The organism is Pseudomonas citronellolis (genome assembly GCF_001586155.1).
Lineage (GTDB): Bacteria > Pseudomonadota > Gammaproteobacteria > Pseudomonadales > Pseudomonadaceae > Pseudomonas > Pseudomonas citronellolis.
This window is the reverse complement of record NZ_CP014158.1, coordinates 2,675,072-2,694,170: the sequence shown is the minus strand read 5'-3', so window position 1 is coordinate 2,694,170 and position 19,099 is coordinate 2,675,072. Positions and strand designations below refer to the sequence as shown.

The window sequence follows — 19,099 nt, the reverse complement described above, 5'->3', positions numbered from 1 at the left end:
GCACCATGTTGGGGCGATTCGTCTGTTGCGTTGTGCTACTGATCTTCTCACTGGCGGCCGGCGCCGAAACGCTGAACGCCGGTTTCCATCGCCTGACCCTCGACGACCCGCTGGACCACCAGCCGATGCGCGCCATCGCCTTCTACCCGACGCGGGCGCCAACCGCCCCCACCACCCTCGGCCCGTTCACCCTGCCGCTGGCCGAGGAAGCCCCGGCGGTGGCCGGGCGCCACCCGCTGCTGGTCGTCTCCCACGGCAACGGCGGCACCCCGCTGGCCCTGCGCGACCTGGTGCTGGCCCTGGCCCGGCGCGGCTTCGTGGTGGTCACCCTGCTGCACCCCGGCGACAACCTCCACGACCAGAGCCGCCTGGGCGCCCTGAGCAACCTCTACGGCCGTCCGCTGCAGGTTTCCGAAGCCATCAGCGCGGCCCTGGCCGACGAGCGCCTGGCGCCGCTGCTCGATCCCCGGCGCATCGGCGTGATCGGCTACTCCGCCGGCGGCGAGACGGCGCTGATCCTCGCCGGCGCCCAACCGCGCCTGGAGCGCCTGCGCCGCTACTGCACGCAACGCCCGGACGACCGCGACGCCTGCAGCGCCGGCGGCGAGCTGCTGGCCGACCGCAACGACCTGGCGCCCATGGCCGACCCGCGGGTGGGCGCGGTGATGCTGCTGGCGCCGCTGGGGCTGATGTTCGGCAGCCGCGAACTGGCCGACGTGAACGTCCCGGTGCTGATCTACAGCGGCGACGCCGACAAGGTGCTGGACTGGACGCGCAACGCCGCCGCCCTGGCCCGCAAGCTGCCGCGCAGCGCCGACTTCCACGTGCTGCTGGGCGCCGGCCACTTCGTCTTCATGGCCCCCTGCAGCGAAGAGGAAACCGCCGCCACGCCGGGCCTGTGCAAGGACGCCGAAGGGGTGGACCGGGTGGCCATTCATCGCCACCTGATCGGCGATGCGCAGCGCTTCTTCGACGAGGCGCTGGAACCGGAGCAGGTGCAGGCGACGTTGCGCTGAGGTTTGTCGCGGGGGGCGTGGTTTGTAGGAGCTTGCTCGCGAAGGGTGTTCTGTCGGAGGGGCTTGATGTGGCTTAGTGTGGTGATGGGTATCGCTTCGCTCAACCCATCCTACGGGGGCTTTCCTGGAACTGTAGGAGCGGGCCCTGCCCGCGAATCGCGCGCAGGGCGCGCTCCTACATGGGAATGGCGCGGGTGGAGCAGCGTAGCGGATCTCATCCACGAACCGCGCCGGAACATCCGGCCATCGCGGACAAGGTCCGCTCCTACGCCCGTGCTTTGTGATGGGTATCGCTTCGCTCAACCCATCCTACGGGGCTTTCCTGGAACTGTAGGAGCGGGCCCTGCCCGCGAATCGCGCGCAGGGCGCGCTCCTACATGGGAATGGCGCGGGTGGGGCAGCGTAGGAGCGGATCTCATCCGCGAACCGCGCCGGAGCATCCGGCCATCGCGGACAAGGTCCGCTCCTACGCCCGTGCTTCCTGTAGGAGCAACTGTCTTGCGCCGAGGTGCTCTTCGTAGGATGGGTTGAGCTTGCGATACCCATGCTGCCGTGGTGATGGGTATCGCTTCGCTCAACGCCATCCTACGAAAAGCCGTGCTTCCTGGCACCTAGCGGACTCCGTCCGCGATCTCTCAAGCCCTACGACCACCCATACCGCCGCGCGAACCACCCCTTCACCGCCTGGGTCAGCCCCATGTAGCCCAGCAGGATCGCCACCAGCCACGGCCAGTAGCCCGGCGGCAGCGGCTGCATGTGGAAGTAGCGCGCCAGCGGCCCCATGGGCAGGAAGATCGCCAGCGCGCCTATGCCCGCGGTCATCGCCAGCAGCGGCCAGGAGGCGCGGCTCTGCAGGAAGGGGATGCGCCGGGTGCGGATCATGTGCACCACCAGCAGCTGCGAGAGCAGCCCCTCGACGAACCAGCCGGACTGGAACAACGCCTGGCGGGCCGGGGCGTTGGCGCCGAATACGTGCCAGAGCACCAGGAAGGTGGTGATGTCGAAGATCGAACTCAGCGGCCCGAAGAACACCATGAAGCGTCCCAGGCCGTCGGGGTTCCACTGCTGCGGGCGGCTCAGCTGTTCGGCGTCCACGCCGTCGAAGGGGATGGCGATCTGCGAGATGTCGTACAGCAGGTTCTGCACCAGCAGTTGCATCGGCAGCATCGGCAGGAACGGGATGAAGGCGCTGGCCACCAGCACGCTGAACACGTTGCCGAAGTTGGAGCTGGCGGTCATGCGGATGTACTTGAGCATGTTGGCAAAGGTGCGCCGCCCTTCCACCACGCCCTCCTCCAGCACCATCAGGCTCTTTTCCAGGAGGATCAGGTCGGCCGCTTCCTTGGCGATGTCCACCGCCGAGTCCACCGAGATGCCGATGTCCGCGGTGCGCAGCGCCGGGGCGTCGTTGATGCCGTCGCCGAGGAAGCCCACCACGTGGCCGCGCTCGCGCAGCACGCGGACCAGGCGCTCCTTGTGCGTCGGTGTCAGCTTGGCGAACAGCGTGGTGCGCTCGGCCAGTTCGCCCAGCTCGGCGTCGGCGATGTCGTCCAGCTGCGGGCCCAGCAACACGCCGTCCACCTGCAGGCCGACGTCGCGGCAGACCTTCAGCGTCACCCGCTCGTTGTCGCCGGTCAGCACCTTCACCGCCACGCCGTTGGCGGCCAGGGCGCGCAGGGCCGGGGCGGTGGTTTCCTTGGGCGGGTCGAGGAAGGCGATGTAGCCGTCCAGGCACAACCCCTGCTCGTCGGCCAGGCCGTAGGTGTCGCGGTTGGTCGGTAGCTCGCGGGTAGCCACCGCGACCACCCGCAGGCCGTCCTGGTTGAGCGCCTCGGCCACCGCGCGGATGCACGCCAGGCGTTCGCCGGTCAGCGGTTCGACGCGCTCCTGCTCGCGCACCGAGGTACACACCGCCAACACTTCCTCCAAGGCGCCCTTGCAGATCAGCAGGTGGTGGTCGTCGCGCTCGCTGACCACCACCGACATGCGCCGGCGGGCGAAGTCGAAGGGGATTTCGTCGACCTTGCGGTAGCGGCTGTCCACCCGCAGCGCCTGGCGCAGCTCCACGTGCTCGAGCACGGCCACGTCCAGCAGGTTCTTAAGCCCCGTCTGGTAGTGGCTGTTGAGGAAGGCCAGCTGCAGCACCCGGTCCTCCACCTCGCCGAAGGCGTCGGTGTGGCGTTCCAGGACGATGCGGTCCTGGGTCAGGGTGCCGGTCTTGTCGGTGCAGAGGATGTCCATGGCGCCGAAGTTCTGGATGGCGTCCAGGCGCTTGACGATGACCTTGCGCCGGCTCAGCACCACCGCGCCCTTGGCCAGGGTCGAGGTGACGATCATCGGCAGCATTTCCGGGGTCAGGCCCACCGCGATGGACAGCGCGAACAGCGCCGCCTGCAGCCAGTCGCCCTTGGTGAAGCCGTTGAGCAGCAGGACGATGGGCGCCATCACCAGCATGAAGCGGATCAGCAGCCAGCTGACCTTGTTGACCCCGGCCTGGAAGGCGGTGGGCGTGTGGTCGCTGGCGATCACCCGTTCGGCCAGGGAGCCGAAGTAGGTCTGCGCGCCGGTGCCGACCACCACCGCGCGGGCCGAGCCGCTGACCACGGTGGTGCCCATGAAGCACAGGCTGTCGCGCTCCAGCGGGTTGCCCTGGCGGGCGTCGCGGACCTGGGCGAACTTCTCCACCGGCAGCGACTCGCCGGTGAGCGCCGCCTGGCTGACGAACAGGTCCTTGGCGCTGAACAGGCGCACGTCCGCCGGCACCATGTCGCCGGCCGACAGCCACAGCACCTCGCCGGGCACCAGCTGGCGGATCGGCACCTCCAGGCGCTGCGCCGCGCCCTGCCCGCCCTCGGGGTAGCGGAACACGGTGGCGGTGTTGCTGACCATGGCCTTGAGCTGTTCGGCGGCATCGTTGGAGCGTTTCTCCTGGACGAAGCGCAGCAGCGTGGAAATGCCCACCATGGCGCCGATCACCACCGCCGCCTCGCTGTCGCCGGTGAACAACGACACCAGCGCCAGCACGCTCAGCAGCAGGTTGAAGGGGTTGCAGTAGCACAGCCACAGGTGCCGCCACCAGGGCATCGGGCGCTCCTGGTCGACCTCGTTGAGCCCGACGCTCTCCCGCCGCTCGGCGGCCTCGGCCTCGCTCAGGCCCTCGCGGCGGCTGCCCAGGCGCTCGAACAGCGCCTGCGGCTCCAGCACCGACCATTCCAGCATGCCCTGGGCCAGCTGCGCCGGCGCCTGGCGCCCGGCCGCCGAGCCGCGCAGCAGGTCGAGCAGCACCAGCCGGCGCAGCTGCCGGGCGGGCAGGCCCTTGTTGAGGAACTCCAGCAGGTGGGTCCTGATCTGTTCGAAACGCATGACGACTCCCCGATCACTGCCGCCCTGACCGGCGGCAGCGGGAGTCTGCGAGGAGTTCCTTAAGGTGCCATGAAGGCGCGGCCGGCGGCCCTCAGGTCCACCAGTAGCGCACCGCGTGGAAGAAGATAGGCGCGGCGAAGCACACCGAGTCCAGCCGGTCGAGCATGCCGCCGTGGCCCTCGATCATGTGCCCCCAGTCCTTGACTCCGCGGTCGCGCTTGATCGCCGACATCACCAGGCCGCCGAAGAAGCCCAGCACGTTCAGCAACAGCGCCATCAGCAACGCCTGCCAGGGCGCGAAGGGGGTGATCCAGTAAAGCGCGGTGCCGATCGCAGTGGCCAGCGCCACGCCGCCGACGAAGCCTTCCACGGTTTTCGACGGTGACAGGTTGGGGGCTATCCTGCGTCTGCCGAACAGCTTGCCGCACACGTACTGCAGCACGTCGGAGAGCTGCACCACTATCACCAGATAGGCGATCAGCAGCAGGTTGCGGCCCTCGAAGCCGGGTATGTCCAGGGTCAGCAGCGCCGGCACGAAGGAAATGCAGTACACCGCCAGCATCAGCCCCCACTGCACCTTGGAGGCGCGTTCGAGGAAGTGCTTGGCGTCGCCGCCCAGCGAGGCCAGGATCGGCAGCAGGAGGAACACATAGACCGGGATGAAGATGGAGAACATCCCGTACCAGTCGATGGCGATCAGCAGGTATTGCATCGGCAGCACGAAGTAGAACGCCGCCACTAGTGCCGGGTAGTCGCTGCGCCGGGTCGGCATCAAGGTCATGAATTCACGCAGCGCGTAGAACGACACGCCATAGAACAGCAGGATCACCGCCCAGTTGCCAAGGGCGAAGGCGCAGCCGATCACCGCGACCATGGCCCACCAGGCCTTGATCCGCGCGTTGAGGTTGTCGATCACCGCGTGTGGCCCGGGGGCCACGCGCCAGCGCAGGACGGTACCGATTATCGAAGCGCCGAGGAGGATCGCGCCGATGCCGGCAAACAACAGCCAGGTCTGCCCGTCCATTTCAGTACCCCTCCGCCGGCGCCAGGGCCAGCAGCGACTCACGGGCGCGCTCGAGGAAAGCCTCCTTGGCCTCGTCGGCCTGCGCCGCCAGCGGCGTGCCGAAGCTCAGGGTGCACAGCAGCGGCAACGGCAGCGCGCGGCCCTTGGGCATCACCCGGTTTAGGTTGGCGATCCACACCGGCACCAGCTCCACCTGCGGATGGGCGCGGGAAAGGTGGTAGATGCCGCTCTTGAACGGCAGCAGGCGCACCTCGTCGTCCAGGTTGCGCGTGCCCTCGGGGAACAGGATCAGCGAGTCGCCGGCGGCCAGCGCGCGTTCGATCGGCGCCAGCGGGTTGCCATCGGCTTCGCTGCGCTGGCGCTCGATGAGCACGCCGTTGAACACCCGGTTGATGACGAAGCCGCGCAGGCCGGGCTTGCCCCAATAGTCGGCGCCGGCCACCGGCCGGGTACGCGGGCGCAGCTCCGGCGGCAACGAGGCCCAGAGCAGGACGAAGTCGCCATGGCTGCTGTGGTTGGCATAGTAGATGCGTTGTACCGCCTTCGGCGTGGTGCCCAGCCACAGGCTGCGCAGGCCGGTGACCGTGCGGGCGCTGGCGATGATGACGTAGGCGAGGAGTTTTTCCAGCATCCGTGGGTTCCTTCAGGGGGCCAGGGTGAACCGGCAGACGAGCGCGGCCATCAGTCCTGACGCGGCGCGGCCAGGCCCTGGCTGACGCGGTTGACCACGGTCAGCGCCAGCAGCGCAGCCAGCAACCACATGGCTGGGTCGATCCAGGCCGTCGGCAACAATCCACTGGCGATTCCGGCGCCGAGCACGCCGAAACACAGCGCTCGGTCGCTCTTGCCCATGGGGCCGTCGTAGCGCCGCGAGGCGCCGACCATGTGCCCCAGCACGCCGGCGTATTCGGCGAGCAGCGCCAGCAACACCACCAGCACCACCCAGGCCGGGGTCACCCCAGGCAGCAGGGCGAACGGCAGGTAGAGCGCGGCATCGGCAACCACGTCGGTAAGTTCGTTGAGGTAGGCGCCGAGGGGCGACTGCTGCCCGAATTCGCGGGCCAGCATGCCGTCCATGGCATTGAGTGCCATGCGCAGGAACATCCACAGCGGGATCAGGGCAAACACCCAAGGGTGCGCAGCCAGGCCAGCCACCAAGGAGGCCACCAGCATCGATAGCGCACAGGCCGCCAGTGTCACCTGGTTGGCCGTCGCGCCCCGGGCATGCAGGCGCACCACCAATGGCCGCAGCAGATTCTGGAAGCTCGATTTGAGTTGATAGACCGAAACCATCGCGCCGTCCGTGGAGTTGAGTGGGCGGTCACGATATCCATGTCGCAGTCAGATATGGGCCGAGAATGATGCGCGAAAATTCGCTGACATCATTCGCAACCTGACTGCCTCTCTCAGAAGTCGCGCTTGTAGAAGATGTCCAGCGAACTGGCCAAACCGCTGGCGGCCTCCAGGTAGACCTTCTTGCTCAGCAGGTAGCGCAGGGCGATGGTGTTGGCCGGCTCGAACACGCCCACGCCGTAGCGCAGGCTCAGGCGCTCGGAGAGCTGGCCGCTGGCGACCACGCTGGTGCTGGTGCCGGTGCCCTCGGTGCCCAGCTCGAAGTCCTTGATGCCCAGCTGCCTGGCCACCTCGCCGGTGATCGGTGCGCTGCCGGCCAGGCCCAGGGCCAGGGCGGCCTCGCCGAGCATGTTGCTGTCCTCGCCGGTGGACAGCGGGCGGCCCATGACCAGGTAGGACAGCGCCTGCTCCTGGCTCATCGCCGGCTCGGAGAACACTTCGCTGCGCGGCTGCTCGGCGTTGCCGGTCAGGCGCAGGCCGGCGATCACGTCGTCGACCTTGCGGATCGCCTCGATGTCCAGGTACGGCTGGTCGATGGGGCCGGCGAACAGCAGGCGCGCGCGGCGGATGCTGAGTTTCTGCCCGTAGGCCCGGTAGCGGCCCTTGTTCAGGCTCAGCTCGCCGCGGGTGTCCATGTCGTCGCCGATGTGCACCTGGCCGGCCAGCTCGGCGCTCAGGCCGAAGCCGCTGAAGGTCAGCTTGTCCTGGCCGACCAGCACGTCCACGTCCATGGCCAGGTGGGGGCCGCCCTGCTCCTTGAGCGGCGCGCCGACGATCAGGGTGTCGTCGGAGAGCTTCACCGTCGAGGGCGGCAGCTGGCGGATGACGATGGCCCCGCGCGGCACCTGCACCTTGCCGGAAACGCTGAGCTTCTGGTCGGCCATGCGCAGCGCCAGGTCCGGGGTGACTTCGAGGTTGGCATAGGGCTCGACGCTCACCGGCAGGTCCGTGCCGCGCACTGCCAGGTCCATGTCCAGGCCCTGGCTCCAGGCCAGGTAGCCGCCCAGGCTGCCGTTGCCCTTGTCGCCGCCGCTCCAGGTGCCGCTGAGGTCGACGCGCTCGCCGGCGATGCGCGCCAGCACCTGCAGGTTGGCCAGGCGCGTCGGCAGGTCGCCGCCGGACAGCTCGCCGCCGGAGAGCCGCAGCTCGCCGTCCAGGCGCGGCTGCATGAGGCCGCCGGAAATGCGCCCGTTGCCGTCCAGGCGGCCCTTGAGCGTCTCGACCATGGGCACGAAGGGCCGCGCCACCGCCAGGTCCAGCCCGGCGAGGGTGAAGCTGCCGCTCAGCGGCTTGTTCTTCGGCCGCGGGTCGAGCACCGCCTGGGCGTCCAGGGTGCCGAGCTGGTTGCCGTGGAACTGCAGGCTGCTGTCGATGCGGGTGGGCGTCAGGCGGCTTTCCAGGCGCAGGCTCTGGTAGGGGAAGTCGAGCCACTGGTCCTGTTCTTTCAGGCGCAGGGTGCCGGCGCCGGCGTCCAGCAGGATGTTGCCGTTGGGGCCGCGGGCCGGCAGGTCGAGCTTGACGTCGCCGTTGAGCTTGCCCTGCCAGGCGAAGTCCTCGGGCAGCCAGCGCGCCAGGCTGTCCAGCGGGAAGTCGCGCAGTTGCCAGCGCAGCTGCGGCTCCGGCAGCAGGCGCTGTTCGCCGCCGCAGAGGCTGGCCGGGCCGGAGGCCCAGCAGTGCGCGCCCAGGTTCAGGCGGCCGTCGGCCAGGCGTTCCAGGCGCGCCGGCTGTTGCAGGCGCCAGTCCTGGCCGCCGCTGTGGATTTCGCCCTTGGCCAGGCGGCCGCGCCAGTCGCGGCCGTTCCAAGTGCCGTCGAAGCCCAGCGCCAGCACCAGCGGGCGGCCCTGCAGGGACAGGTCGAGTTGCTGGCGTTGCAGGTCGCCCTGGCCGCTGGCCTTGAACTGGCCCAGGCGCGTGTCGCCGGCGCGCACGCCGTCGGCCAGCAGCTCCAGGCGGCCGCGCTGGGCGGCGTCGAGGCGGGCGCTGAGGTCGAGGCTGCGCACGCCGTTGTCCTGGAAGGCCAGGCGCTGGCCCTTGAGGCTCAGCTCGCCCTGGGGCGCCTTGAGGCTGCCGGCCAGGTCGAGGCGGCCGTTCAGTTGGCCCTGCAATTGCGGCCAGAGCTGGCCCAGGCGCGCCAGGGCGATGTCCAGGCGCCCGGCCAGGCGCTGGTCGAGGCTGGCCTGGCCGCTGATGCGGTTTTCGCCCAGGCGCAGTTCCAGGCCGTCGACCTTCCAGTTCTGGCCCTGGCCGTTGGCGGCGGTCTTGAAGACCGCCGGCTGGCCGCGCAGGCGCCCCTGCAGGTCGAGGTTGGCCTGCACGGCGAGCACACCGTTCTTGAAACTGCCCTGGCTGCTCAGCGGCCCGCCGAGCTTGCCCGGCAGTTCGGCGACCCAGTAGGCCGGGTCGAAGTCGCTCAGCTTCAGTTGCGCATCCCAGGCCAGGGTGTCGGCGAACTTCAGGCCCAGGCTGCCCTCGGCCTTGCCCTGCCCGGCGACGAGCTGCAGCGACGGCAGGTGCACCTCGGCGAGGTTGCCGGACACCGGGCTGCTGAGCTGGAAGGCGCCGGCCGGGCCGTTGAGCTCGGCGGCGAAGTTGCCCAGGTAGGCCTCGTCGCGGTATTGCAGGTCGGCTTGCAGGCGGTGCATGGAGACCGGCGGCGGCTCCATGGGGTACAGGCGCAGCCAGGGGAAGTCCAGCCAGTCCAGCTTGGCGTCGGCGGCGAAGCCCTCCTGCCAGTCGAGACGGCCGCTCAGGCCCAGGCGCTGTTCCGGCGCGGCGGTGAGGTTCAGCGCGGCGATGTCCGCGCCCTTGGCGTCGACGCGGCCCTGCAAGGCCAGGGCGACGTCGCCGCCCTCCCCCGGCAGCACGGCCGAACCGTTGATGCGGTAGCCGGCGGCCAGGTCGCCCGCCGCTTGCAGCTGCACCTTGTTCAGCACCAGGGTGTCGGGCAGGTCGGCCGCGCCGCGGAAGCCGTCGGCGCTGATCTTCGCGCTGGCCGGCAGGTTCTCCGCCAGGGGTTGCAGGTCGCCGCTCAGGTGGCCTTGCAGGTAGCCGCTGCTGTCGGCTTCCAGCAGCAGGTGGCCGAGCAGTTCGCCCTTGGCTTGCAGTTTCAACTCCCAGGGCTGCTCGCCGGGCGCCGGCAGGCTCAGGCTGCCCTGGGCCTGCAACGGCCAGTTGCCCTGCGGGGTGAACAGGCCGCTCAGGTCTACGGCGAGGTCGCCGCGGGCGGCCTTGAGCACGTCGATGTGCAGGCCGTCGGCCTCCCAGTGGGCGCTGGCCTGGACGTTGCTGACCTGTTCGTTGCCATCGAGCAGGAAGCTGCCCAGGCGCACTTCGCCCAGGCGCACGGCCAGCGGCAGTTTCAGCGCCGGCAGCTGGATCGGCCCCTCGCTGGGCTCCGCTGGCCCCGGCGCCAGGCGCAGCTGCACGCGCTCGACGATCAGACGGTCGATGCACAACACGCCTTGCAGCAGGCAGGCGGGCGACCAGGCGAACTGCGGCCGCTCGACTTCCAGCTCGGTGGCGCCGTCGCTCCAGGCCAGGCGCTCGGCCTGCCAGGCGCCGCCCAGCCGGCCGGCATAGCCCTGCACCTGCAGGCCCGGCACCAGGCCCAGGGCCCAGCGGCTGCCGGCCTCGCTGCCGAGGATGGCGGCCAGCGCCACGGCCAGCAGCAGGATCAGGCCGAGCAGCGCGGCCACCAGGTATTTCAACAGGCGCTTCACAGCTCGGGCCCCATGGAGAAGTGGATGCGCCAGCCGCCGCCCTCGTCCAGGCCGTCGGCCAGGTCCAGGCGCAGCGGCCCCACCGGCGACACCCAGCGGATGCCGAAGCCGACGCCGGTCTTGATCGAGGGGAAGTCCAGCGAGTTGAAGGAGTTGCCCTGGTCGATGAAGGTCGCCAGGCGCCATTTCTCGGCCAGCGGGTACTGGTACTCGACGCTGCCGGCGACCATGTAGCGCCCGCCGATGCGGTCGCCCCGGGAGTTCTTCGGCGACAGCGTCTGGTAGTCGTAGCCGCGCACGCTCTGGTCGCCGCCGGCGAAGAAGCGCAGCGACGGCGGGATGCTCGAATAGTCGTTGGTGGCGATGAAGCCGACCTGGGCGCGGCCCAGCAGGCGGTGGCCGCCGGCGAAGGTGGTCAAACCCTTGGCCATGGCGCTGACGTGGGCCAGGTCGGCGTCGGCCAGCAGGCCCTCCTTGGCTACCTTGGTTTCCAGCTGCAGGCGGTAGCCCTGATGGGGGTCGACCTTGTTGTCGGCGTGCAGGATGGAGTAGCCGAAGCCGGGCATGAGGAAGCTGCTGTTGCCCGAGTCGTCGCCCAGCAGGTACTCCTCGTGCAGCCAGCCCAGGGAGAACGAGCGCTGCCAGCCGCTGGGCAGCTTGCGCAGCCATTCGCCGCCGAGGGTGAACTGCTTGCTCTCGGTGTCCACCAGGTCTTCGTTCTGGTAGCCGGTGGTGAAGCGCAGCTTGTCGGTCAGCGGCGGGTCCAGCGGCACCTCGTACCAGGCGCCGACGTTCTGCCGCGGCCCGGAGACTTCGGCCTCGGTGCCCAGGCTGTGGCCCTGGGGGTTGACCCAGTGGCGCGTCCAGCTGAACTTGGCGCGCGGCCCCACGTCGGTGGAGAAGCCCAGGCCGACGCCGAGCGAGCGCGGCTTGCGCGCGGTGAGGTGGACCGCCACCGGGATGCTCGCGCCCTTGGCCTGCAGCGGCGAGGCGTCGACGCGCACGCCGTCGAAGTAGCCGCTGGACTGCAGGGCCTGGTTGAGGTCGGCGATGAGTTCGGAGTCGTAGGCCTCGCCCTGCCGGAAGGGCACCATGCGCCGCAGCAGTTCCTCGTCGAAGGGGTAGTCGCCGCTGAAGCTGACCGCGCCGAGGGCGAAGCGCGGGCCGCTGGCGTAGACCAGCTCGATGTCGGCCACCCCGGCCTCGGGGTCGACGCGCAGTTGCTGGCGGGTGAACTGGCCGCGGAAGAAGCCGAAGCGCGAGGCCTGGTTCTGGATCAGCCGCTTGGCGTCCTCGTAGGTGCCGTGGTTGAGCTGCGCGCCGGGCTTCAAAGTATCGCCGCCGGGCACTCGGAAGCTCTTCAGCTTAGCCGCCGGCCCCTCGATGCGGATGTCGACCGTGCGCAGCTTCACCGGCTCGCCGGGCGAGACGTCGATGCGCAGGCGCGGGTTCTTGGCGTCGCCACGCACCCGCGCGCGGATGCGCGCCTGGTAGTAGCCCAGCGCCTGGGCGGCCTGCACGGCCTGCTGCTGGACCGTGCGACGCAGGCGTCGCAGGGCGGTTTCGTCGCGCCCCTCGACGCTGCCCACGTAGGCCTCGATATTGGCCTTGAGCGCCGAGCTGGCGGGGTCGATACGTACATCGAGCTGGCTTTCCGCTGCCACAGCCGCGCCGATCCAGCACAGCAGGCCCATCAGCGCTAGCCGAATCGTTCCTTGGAGTCTCATGGCGCGAGATGCTAGCACGATGGCCGTGACAATCCAGCGCCGCGGCCCCTGCGCCGCGGCTTTGCGCAATGGCGAGGGGCTATCAGCCCTCGCGGGCCAGGCGCGCTTCCGGCTGCGGATTGGGGTGGAACAGCACGTGTTCGCGCAGCGGCCCCAGCGCCACTTCGCCCACCTCCTCGTAGCCGTGGCGGCGGTAGAAATCCAGGTAGCGGGCGTTGCCGGTGTCCAGCACCAGGCCCTGAGAATCCACGTCGTCGACGCACCAGGCATGCAGGGCGTCGAGCAGTTGTTCGCCGAGGTGGCGGCCCTGGAATTCCGGGTGCACGCCCAGCAGCGGCAGCACGTGGTAGGGCCCCGGCGGCAGGCAGCCGAGCACGGCCTCGTGGTAGGCCAGGTAGCGCCGCGTGCAGCGGAAGCCGGTGGTGAGCAGCATGCGCATGCGCCAGGCCCAGCTGTCGGTGATGTCCAGGCGGCGTTGCGGCGGGGCGATCAGCGCCACCGCCACCAGGCGCTCGTCGATCACCAGGCCGAGCACCGGCAGGTCCTCGGACAGATGCCGGTTGGTCAGCTCGCGCACGGTGGCGCGCACCCGCTGGTCGAAGCCGGGGCGGTCGCTTTCGAACAGGTAGGCGAAGGTCGGCTCGTGGCGGTAGGCGTGGTAGAGCAGCGAGCGGATTTCCCGGGCGTAGGAATCGCCCAGCAGGCGGACTTCGGCGAGCGTCTCAGGCATGCGGACACCTCTTGTTATCGTGTTTGGGCCCAGAGCCGAACCCTAGCAGCGCCGCGCCCGCACCGCCAGCGAACGCAGCCGGGCCGTCGCGGCATTTGCCGCTGCCGGCGCCAGCGGCTAGCATCGTCACTTTGCCCAGGACGCTGCGGATGAAAATCGTCTCTTTCAATATCAATGGCTTGCGTGCCCGCCCCGCCCAACTCAAGGCGATCGTCGAGACGCACCAGCCCGACGTCATCGGCCTGCAGGAAACCAAGGTCGCCGACGACCAGTTCCCCCGCGAAGAGATCGAGGCCCTGGGCTACCAGGTGCACTTCCACGGCCAGAAGGGCCACTACGGCGTGGCCCTGCTCTCGCGCCAGGCGCCGCTGGAAATCCGCTACGGCTTCCCCAACGACGGCGAGGATGCCCAGCGCCGCTTCATCTGGGGCACCTTCGCCGACGCCGACGGCCAGCCGATCACCGTGATGAACGGCTACTTCCCCCAGGGCGAAAGCCGCGAGCACCCGGTGAAGTTCCCCGCCAAGCAGCGCTTCTACGCCGACCTGCAGCAGCTGCTGGAAAGCCAGTTCAAGCCCGAGCAGCGCCTGGTGATCATGGGCGACATCAACATCTCGCCGGAAGACTGCGACATCGGCATCGGCGAGGAGAACCGCAAGCGCTGGCTGCGCACCGGCAAGTGCAGCTTCCTCCCCGAGGAGCGCGAGTGGCTGGGCAAGCTCAAGGCCTGGGGCCTGGTGGACAGCTTCCGCCAGTTGCACCCGCAGGTGGACGACCGCTTCAGCTGGTTCGACTACCGCAGCCGCGGTTTCGAGGACGAGCCCAAGCGCGGCCTGCGCATCGACGTCATCCTCGCCTCCGAGGCGCTGCGCCCGCGCCTGGCCGACGCCGGCATCGACTACCAGATCCGCGGCATGGAAAAACCCTCCGACCACGCGCCCATCTGGCTCAAGCTGAGCTGATCAGCCAGCGGCGCGCGCCAGCCAGTCGGCCAGCGCGCGCTGCAGTCCGGCCAGCGCCGCGTCGGCCTGGCCCAGGCGCGCTTCCAACCCCTCGCCGTCGCCTTCGCAGATTCTCTGCAGGGCGCGGCAATGCCCTTCCGCCTCGGCGGCGCCGATGATCGCCGCGGCGCCGGCCAGGCGGTGCGCCAGGTCGCCCAGCGCCTTGCGGTCGCCGCGGCTGCGGGCCTGGTGCAACTGCTCGATGTCGCCGGCATTGGCCTGCGCCAGGGTGCGCACGAACTCCCGCGCCGCCTCGCTCTCCAGCGGTTGCGGGCCGAACAGGCCGCTCAAGTCGAAGACCGCGTCGTCAGTTGGCCCGGCCGGCGCCGCGGCCTGCACGCCGGCCAGCGCCTGGGCGAGCACGTCGAGGGTCAGCGGCTTGAACAGCACCTGGTCCATGCCGGCGTCGCGGCAGCGCTGCACTTCTTCCTCCTGGGCGTTGGCCGTGGCGCCGATCACCCGGCACGGCCGCCGCCCCTGCTCACGCTCGTGGGCGCGGATGCGCCGGCTCAGCTCGTAGCCGTCGACGCCGGGCATCCGGCAATCGGTGATGACCGCGGCGAAGTCGCCGGCCAGCCAGGCCTGCCAGCCCTCCTCGCCGCCGGCCGCCAGGGTGGCGCTGTGGCCCAGGTGCGCCAACTGCTGGCGGAACACCATGCGGTTGGCCGGATGGTCGTCCACCGCCAGCACCCGCAGGCCGCCCGGGACGCTGGCGCTGGTGCCCGGTTGCGCGGTGTCCGGCGGCGCCTCGGTGAGCGCCAGCGGCAGGCGCACGCTGAAACAGGAGCCTTGGCCGGGCTCGCTGCGCAGGCCGAAGGCGCCGCCCATCAGTTGCACCAGGCGCTGGCTGATGTGCAGGCCCAGGCCGGTGCCCTGGCCCCTGGCGCCCGGCTCCACCTGGACGAAGGGCTGGAACAGCCGGGCCTGGTCCTCGGCGGAAATGCCGATGCCGCTGTCGATCACCTCCACCAGCAGCTCCAGGCGCTCGCCCTGGCGCCGGGCGCTGGCCCGCACGCGCACGCCGCCGCGCTCGGTGAACTTCACCGCGTTGTTCAGCAGGTTGAACAGCACCTGCTTGAAGCGCAGCGCATCCAGCAGCACCCAGTGGTCCAGCTCGCCCTCGGTTTCCAGGTCCAGGCCCAGGCCCTTCTGCGTGGCCAGGCCGGCGAACAGCGCCACCGCGCCTTCGATCTCGCGGCGCAGCAGCGCCGGCTGCGGCGTGGAGTCGATGCGCCCGGACTCGATGCGCGCCAGGTCCAGCACGTTGCCGATCAGCATCAGCAGGGCCCGCGCGGCGTCCTGCGCCACCTCCAGCGCCTCGCGGTCGAGCACGCCGTCGCGGGCCTTTTCCAGCACCAGCTCCTGCAGGCCGACGATGGCGTTCATCGGCGTGCGGATCTCGTGGCTCATGGTCGAGAGGAACTGGCTCTTGGCGGCGCTGGCCTGGTCCGCGCGCTGCCGCTCGCGCTCCAGCTGGTTGATCAGTTGCTGGCGCTCGGTCAGGTCGACCCAGCCACCGATTACGCCCTGCACCACGCCGTCGCCATCGTGCTGGGCCACCGCCCAGTGGTAGACGTAGTGATCGCCGTCGCGCAGGCGCAGCACGTAGTCGCCCGGCGCCGGCATCTCGCCGTCGGTCACCTGCTGGCGGTGCACCTGCATCAGGCGCTCGGCCTCCTCCTCGGGGAACCAGCCCAGCTCGCCGATGGCCTTGCCCAGGCAGTCCTCCGGGCGCGCGTCGAACATGCGCAGCATGGCCTGGTTGCAGAGGTCCAGGTGGCCCTCGCGGTCGAGCCGGTAGACCGGGTTGGGCAGCGCCTCGATCAATTCGTTGAGCAGCCCCACCTGGGCGCCCAGGCGCCGCTCGGCGCGCCGCGTGCGCAGCACCTGGCGGTTGAGGTAGAAGCCCCAGACCAGCGACAGCAGCACCAGCGCGCCGGCCAGAGCGGCGCCGCTGAGGATCGCCTGGCGGTGCTCGGCCCAGAAGTCGCCGCCGCCGGAGGCCAGGCGCGGCTCCCAGCGCCGCACCAGTTCGGCCACCTCCTCCGGGTCCACCGACAGCTGGGCCTTCTCCAGGATGGAGTAGAGTTCCGGCTGGTCCGGGCGCACGCCGATGCTGAAGGGGGTGCTCAGGTCTTCGAGTATGCCGGCGACCTTGAGGCTGTCCTTGAACTCGCCGGCGATCAGCGCGCGGGCGCTGAACAGGGTGCTGACGGCCGCCTCGCTGCGCTGCTCGGCCACCTCGCGCAGGGCCTGGCGCTGGTTGCCCGCCGACTCCAGGCGGGTGTCCGGGTAGCGCTCGATGAGCGCGCGGTTGAGGTAGGGGTCGATGGCGATGGACACGCGCTTGCCGGCCAGGTCGTGGAGGTCGTGGACGGCCGCCGCGTCCTTGCGCATCACCAGGAGCATGGTGGCCCGCAGGTAGGGCGGCAGCAGCGCCAGGCCCTCGTTGCTCGGCGGCACCACCGGCGTCAGCCAGGCGCGCCCGGCGTGCAGCTCGCGGAACACGTCGGCGTAGTCGTCCACCGCGGCATAGGCGAAGCGCAGGCCGGAGCGCTGGCCCAGCAGGTCCAGGTAATCGCGGGCGATGCCGCTGACGCGCCCGTCGGCGTCGGCCTGGGCCAGCGAGCCGCTGTGGCGGTTGACCACCACCGGCACCCGCGGGTGCTCGGCCAGCCAGCGGTTTTCCCGCGGCGTCAGCACCACCCGCTGGCCGCCCAGGCGCAGGCGCTCGCCGGCGCTCCAGCGGCGCAGGATTTCCTCGTTGCGCTGCACGTCGATGCGCGCCAGGCCGCGGTCCACCAGGCCGAGCAGGCGCTCCTCGCCGGGGCGCATGAGGAAGCCGAAGCCGGCGCTCTCCAGCGGCGCGAAGTTGTCGATGCGCAGGTTGAACAGGTAGTTCATGTTGATCAGGTAGTGCACCGACAGCGCATCGCCGAGCATGCCGTCGACGTTGCCCAGGCTCAGCGCCTCCAGGGCCCGCAGCGGCGAGGCGAAGAGCAGGACGCGGCTGTTGGGATAGGCCGCCTGCACCTGGGCCAGGCGCAGGTAGTCGGCCACCAGCGCGAGGGTGGTGCCGGGGCGGCTGGCGTCGAACGGGCGGGCATCGTCGCTGACCAGCACCGGCTGGTCCTGCAGGTAGGTGCGGCTGAGCAGCAGGCCGCGGGCCTCGGCCTCGCTGGCGGTGCCGCCGCAGACCATGTCGATCTCGCCCTTGCGCAGCGCCTCCAGGGCCGCCTCCCGCGAGGGGTAGGCGTAGACGCGCTGATAGCCGCCGGCCAGCAGCCCCAGGTAGTCGGCGCTGACGCCCTCCAGGCGGCCGCCGCCGACGATCTGCAGCGGCGGCCGGTCAATCTGCGCCACGCCGACGCGCAGCGGGCCGCGCTGCGCCAGCCAGGCCCGCTCGGCGGGGCTCAGCCAGCTGTCGGGCATGTGCGCGCTGTAGCCGGAGAGGGTCAGCGGCTGCAGCGGCGGCTGGTCGATGGCCAGGGCCGGCGCCGCGCCCAGCAGCAGGGCACAGCAGAAGATGAGGCCGCGTACTGGGGACATGGCGCTCCTTGCGGGAATGGCTCGGCAGCCCGGACAGGCCGCTGCTGAATGACTATAGACAAAGCGGCGGCGCCCACCCGGCGCGCCCGCGAGGCCCGGCGTCACCGCACTGAAACCTTGCCCGCCTATGCTCCCGACCTCGTCCGCAACCGCCCTGGAATCACCGATGCCGCACTTCACGCGCCACGACAAGGACGCCTGGCCCGTCACCCTCGCCTGGCTGATCATCGCCTTCGTCTGCTACGCCCTGCCCTGGCACGCCTTCGCCGCCCTGCCCGCCGCCCCGGAGGGCCAGCCGGTGCTGCGCATCCAGGGCTCCAACACCATAGGCGCGCACCTGCTGCCGGAACTGGTGAAGGGGCTACTGCTGGAACAGGGCTACAAGGCCATCCTCGCCGAACCCGGCCAGGCGCAGAACGAGACGCGGGTCCGCGCCCGCGACGCCCAGGGCCGCGACGTCGTGGTGGAGATCGCCGCCCACGGCAGCAGCACCGGCTTCGCCGCGCTGAAGGACGGCAGCGCCGAGATCGCCGCCGCCTCGCGGCCGATCAAGGACGCCGAGGCCGCGGCCCTTTCCGCCTCGGGCAACCTGCGCGGCGCCAAGGCCGAGCAGGTGATCGGCATCGACGGCCTGGCCATCGTCGTGCACCCGGACAACCCGCTGCGCGAGCTGACCACCGCCCAGCTGGCCCAGGTCTTCGCCGACGAGGTGACGACCTGGGAAGATCTCGGCGGCCGCGGCGGCGCCATCCACCTGTACGCCCGCGACGACAACTCCGGCACCTTCGATACCTTCAAGGAACTGGTGCTGGCCAGCCAGGGCAAGGCCCTCGCCGCCTCCGCCCAGCGCTTCGAATCCAGCGACGCGCTGTCGGCCCAGGTCGCCGCGGACCCGCAGGGCATCGGCTTCGTCGGCCTGGCCTCGGTGCTCAAGGCGCGCGCCCTGGCCATCGCCGACGGCGAGTCGCGGGCGATGCTGCCCTCCCCCGGCAGCATCGCCACCGAGGACTACCCGCTGTCGCGCCGCCTGTACCTGTACATCAAGCCCAACGAGCGCAACCCCTGGGCCCAGGCCCTGGTGCAGTTCGCCCAGGGCGACCGCGGCCAGGCCCTGGTCAGCGGCAGCGGCTTCGTCGGCCAGCGCGTGCAGGCCATGCGCGTGCAGCCCGCCGAGGGCATGCCCGAGCAGTACAAGGCCCTGGCCCGCGAGGCCCGCCGGCTGTCAGTGAATTTCCGCTTCCACGAGGGCAGCGCCACCCTGGACAACAAGGCCCAGCGCGACGTCGAGCGCCTGCTGGCCTACCTGCGCCAGCACGACAAGCTCGACGGCAAGGCGGTGCTGGTCGGCTTCGGCGACGCCCGCCAGGACCCGGCCCGCGCGCAGTTGCTGTCCAAGCTGCGGGCCATGGCGGTGCGCCGCGAACTGGCCAGGGAAGGCGTGGTCTTCCACGGCATCGAGGGCATGGGCGCGGCGCTGCCGGTGGCGGCCAACGACGACCAGGAAGGCCGGGTGAAGAACCGCCGCGTGGAGGTCTGGGTGTACTGACCCAGGGCAGCCCAGGGCGCTCGCCCCTGGTCTAGGCTGTTACTGTAGGAGTGAATAGGTCGTAGGAACTT

General features: G+C 70.4%; 11 protein-coding genes. 3 read left to right on the top strand and 8 right to left on the bottom strand.

Annotation, left to right across the window (positions count from 1 at the left end):
• Positions 1-5: 5 nt before the first annotated feature.
• Complete coding sequence (locus tag PcP3B5_RS11980; protein WP_061561346.1) at positions 6-1,016, top strand: alpha/beta hydrolase family protein; 1,011 nt, start codon at positions 6-8, stop codon at positions 1,014-1,016.
• A gap of 642 nt (positions 1,017-1,658) precedes the next feature.
• Here PcP3B5_RS11980 and mgtA read toward each other — a convergent pair.
• The 7 genes from mgtA to PcP3B5_RS11945 all read right to left on the bottom strand — a co-directional run bounded on the left by mgtA (position 1,659) and on the right by PcP3B5_RS11945 (position 12,932).
• The gene (gene mgtA / locus PcP3B5_RS11975) at positions 1,659-4,379 is read right to left on the bottom strand and encodes a magnesium-translocating P-type ATPase (protein WP_061561345.1); all 2,721 of its coding nucleotides are present in this window, start codon (positions 4,377-4,379) and stop codon (positions 1,659-1,661) included.
• A 91-nt stretch (positions 4,380-4,470) separates the two neighbouring features.
• Positions 4,471-5,403 carry a phosphatidate cytidylyltransferase gene (locus PcP3B5_RS11970; RefSeq protein ID WP_061561344.1) on the bottom strand — a complete coding sequence of 311 codons (933 nt, stop codon included), beginning with the start codon at positions 5,401-5,403 and terminating at the stop codon, positions 4,471-4,473.
• A gap of 1 nt (position 5,404) precedes the next feature.
• Complete coding sequence (locus PcP3B5_RS11965) at positions 5,405-6,034, bottom strand: lysophospholipid acyltransferase family protein (protein WP_061561343.1); 630 nt, start codon at positions 6,032-6,034, stop codon at positions 5,405-5,407.
• Positions 6,035-6,084: 50 nt separating this feature from the next.
• Positions 6,085-6,696, bottom strand: a complete 612-nt coding sequence (locus tag PcP3B5_RS11960) for a CDP-alcohol phosphatidyltransferase family protein (RefSeq protein ID WP_009619461.1) — start codon at positions 6,694-6,696, stop codon at positions 6,085-6,087.
• Between the two features lie 113 nt (positions 6,697-6,809).
• Entirely contained in the window at positions 6,810-10,475 is a 3,666-nt protein-coding gene (locus tag PcP3B5_RS11955; protein ID WP_061561342.1) for a translocation/assembly module TamB domain-containing protein, read from the bottom strand.
• Positions 10,472-12,169 carry an autotransporter assembly complex protein TamA gene (locus tag PcP3B5_RS11950; RefSeq protein ID WP_145923888.1) on the bottom strand — a complete coding sequence of 566 codons (1,698 nt, stop codon included), beginning with the start codon at positions 12,167-12,169 and terminating at the stop codon, positions 10,472-10,474. Before PcP3B5_RS11950 ends, PcP3B5_RS11955 begins: the two co-directional genes overlap by 4 nt.
• Before the next feature lie 115 nt (positions 12,170-12,284).
• Positions 12,285-12,932 (bottom strand): GNAT family N-acetyltransferase, encoded by a 648-nt coding sequence (locus PcP3B5_RS11945; protein ID WP_061561340.1) that lies wholly within the window; start codon positions 12,930-12,932, stop codon positions 12,285-12,287.
• 149 nt (positions 12,933-13,081) lie between these two features.
• Here PcP3B5_RS11945 and xthA point away from each other — a divergent pair, with 149 nt between their 5' ends.
• Complete coding sequence (gene xthA, locus PcP3B5_RS11940; RefSeq protein WP_061561339.1) at positions 13,082-13,894, top strand: exodeoxyribonuclease III; 813 nt, start codon at positions 13,082-13,084, stop codon at positions 13,892-13,894.
• On the opposite strand, the gene PcP3B5_RS11935 is transcribed toward xthA, so the two are convergent.
• A complete protein-coding gene (locus PcP3B5_RS11935; RefSeq protein WP_061561338.1) occupies positions 13,895-17,482 on the bottom strand; it encodes an ATP-binding protein in 3,588 nt (1,195 codons plus the stop codon).
• Positions 17,483-17,648: 166 nt separating this feature from the next.
• Between PcP3B5_RS11935 and PcP3B5_RS11930 the strand changes: the two genes are divergently transcribed.
• On the top strand, positions 17,649-19,028 hold the full coding sequence (locus PcP3B5_RS11930; RefSeq protein ID WP_043266644.1) for a substrate-binding domain-containing protein: 1,380 nt from the start codon (positions 17,649-17,651) through the stop codon (positions 19,026-19,028).
• Positions 19,029-19,099 lie beyond the last annotated feature (71 nt).